Source organism: Caenispirillum bisanense (assembly GCF_039523075.1).
Taxonomy (GTDB): Bacteria; Pseudomonadota; Alphaproteobacteria; order Rhodospirillales; family Rhodospirillaceae; genus Caenispirillum; species Caenispirillum bisanense.
On sequence record NZ_BAAAEP010000031.1, the window covers coordinates 1 to 1478 of the forward strand.

Below are 1478 nucleotides of genomic sequence, written 5' to 3' on the forward strand. Positions count from 1 at the left end.
GGCGGCGGCGCGCTGGCGAGGCTGCCGAGGGCGAGCCCGGCGCGCGGGGCCGTCACCGACGGCAGATCGGCCGCCGGCGGTACTGCATCGCCGGCGGCCGGGCTGTCGCCCAGCGCCAGCGCCACGCGCCGCGCCGGCGCCGGCACGACGGCATCAGCCGCCGCCTGCGTCAGCGCCTCTCCCGGAGCGGGAACCTCCCCCAATGTCAGCCGCATCGTCCCCTCCCGCTGCTCAGAAGGCGATCGGCCGGGGGTCCGGCGTGAACTTGTTGTAAAGCTCGACGTCGGCGGGATGGACGCTATCGCGGCCGTTGACGATGGTGGCGCGCAGGAAAATCACCAGTTCTACGATGTTGGTGTCCTTGTTCTCCCGCTTGAACGGTGCCCCCAGCAGCGGAACGTCCTTCACGCCGGGAACACCACTGTCCTCGTTGTTCGACCGTTCCTGCATCAGGCCGCCGAGCGCCAGAACCTCGCCCGACTGCATGGTGACCATGCTGTCCAGTTCCCGCACCTCGACGACGGGGATGGTGGACTGGATCTGCGGGATGGTGACGGAGGAACTGGCGCGGATTTCCGCCACCTGCAGGTCAACCGCAGGGTTGGGCACGCGACGGGTGATGCGCGACACCGTCGGCCGCAGGTTCATCTTGATCTGGCCGGTCTCGGCGTTGATCGACGGCTGCACGGACATGATGACGCCGATCGGCACCGTATGCACGTCGGCGGTGTAGGTCCGGGTTTCACGGCCGGTTTCGATGTCGATCTCGCGCTCAATCTCGATAGTGAAATAGACGTCGTTCTCGGCCACCTTCAGCACGGCGTTCTGGTTGTTCAGGACGGTCAGGCGCGGGCTCGACAAGGTGCGGGTGGTGCCGAACTGGTCGACGAAGTCGACGGCGGCGCCGATGTCGACATTGCCGATACGGCCGCTGACGACGGCCAGAGCGCCGAGCGGGCTGTTGAAGCCGGTCTCATCCAGCAGGTTCTGGGTAAGGTTGGTGGCGGCACGGGCGCCCTTGAAAGCGACATCCCAGTTGATGCCGGCGCGGAACTGCTCGAATAGATTGACCTCGACGATCTTCGCCTCGATCAGAACCTGGGTTTCGGTCCGCCGCACCACGTCGCGCAAGTAGGCGGCGATCTTTTCGTGCTGGCGCCTGGTGGTGAACACCGACACCACGCCAGCCTGGCGGTTGATAGCGTAGTAGTGACCGTTGCCCTCCGTCGGGGCGAGCGCGGCTGTCAGCGCCCCTGCCGCAGCTCCGGCGGCCGAAGCAGCGGCAGCGGCCGGCACCGCAGCGGTGGCGGCCGCAATCTGCTGCGCGGCCGCCAGCGGATCGGTGGGAGCAGCAGCAGGTAGTCCCGGTGCCCCGGTCGGAGCGGCCGCGCCTGCCGGAGCGGCCCCCGGTACCGCCCCCTCCCCCGGCGTCGCGCCGGCACCGGCGGCTGGAGCGGCGCGGGCGCCGGCGCCGGTCG

At 69.2% G+C, this 1478-nt stretch carries 1 protein-coding gene and 1 pseudogene; both read right to left on the reverse strand.

Annotated elements, in window-relative coordinates; translation table 11 throughout:
- Nucleotides 1-215, reverse strand: a pseudogene (locus tag ABD056_RS14190) (hypothetical protein); the annotation flags it as partial.
- A 16-nt stretch (nt 216-231) separates the two neighbouring features.
- Nucleotides 232-1478: type II secretion system protein GspD (locus tag ABD056_RS14195; RefSeq protein WP_425545041.1), on the reverse strand; the 1247-nt coding region annotated here is incomplete at its 5' end.